This is a genomic window from Enterococcus italicus DSM 15952 (genome assembly GCF_000185365.1).
Lineage (GTDB): Bacteria > Bacillota > Bacilli > Lactobacillales > Enterococcaceae > Enterococcus_G > Enterococcus_G italicus.
In genome coordinates this window covers 1-921 of sequence record NZ_GL622270.1, presented here as the reverse complement: position 1 = coordinate 921, position 921 = coordinate 1, and the positions used below count along the sequence as shown (strand labels likewise).

2 protein-coding genes are annotated in these 921 nt (G+C 26.9%); both read left to right on the top strand.

The window, feature by feature from the left end:
- The coding region (locus tag HMPREF9088_RS11200) for a hypothetical protein (protein ID WP_211205563.1) at nucleotides 1–715 on the top strand (715 nt) is incomplete at its 5' end.
- A 16-nt stretch (nucleotides 716–731) separates the two neighbouring features.
- On the top strand, nucleotides 732–921 hold a 190-nt coding region (locus HMPREF9088_RS11195), incomplete at its 3' end, for a hypothetical protein (RefSeq protein WP_007209374.1).

The window sequence follows — 921 nt, the reverse complement described above, 5'->3', positions numbered from 1 at the left end:
AATAAGTGGAGAAAAATTGGGTGAAGTATTGCTTGTTATAGATGAAGCACAATCACTTTTAAATATAGCAGATTCCTATAAAATAGATAAAGTAAGTTGCAAAGATAAAATACTATCACAGATTAGAAAAATATTATCATTAGGTAGAGCAAGTGGTTTTAAATTATTCTATGTTACTCAATCAGCTAAAGTTTCTGATTTAGGGGATGGTATTAAAGATGGATTAACTTTAGAAATATTAGGAAGAAATAAAAGTAATGTTTTGATGGGTGTAGATAAATCAGGAGCATTATCTAAATATTTTGCTCAATTATCAGCTTCAGGGAGAAGAACTGAAGGAGTAGTTTTTGTTAGAAGTTCTGTAATTCAACCAACTACAGAGCAGTTGAATTTTAAAGATGGTTTTGTCCTATGTAAAACACCTTTTGTAGACAATCAAACTATAGCTAAAGGATTTAAACAAAGCTTTGAAACCTATACTAAATACAATGGTTTGATAAAAAATTTTGAAATAGATATATCAGATTTTTTAAATGGTTCAATAACTAGTGATACTGAAATTATTGAAGATGACTTTGAAGTTGTTTTAAATGATTCTGAAGATAATGAATCAGTAAATCAAGAATCAATTGAACTTAATATTGAAGAATCTGAAAATGCTACTAATATTGAATCAGTTGAAAATATACTAGATACAATTGATTTAGACTTATAAAAGGAGGTTATGTAACATGATATTTTTTATCAATTTAATATTTTGTGTTGTTTATGCTTTAATTATCACATATCTAGGTAAAATTGAATTCCATGGGTTAGCTCTATATTTAGAAGAATTATATCAAGTAGACCTTGATGAAAGTCTTGATTATGCTAGGAATAAAGAGAATGAAGAACAAGATAAAGCAGAAAATCTATTTGATG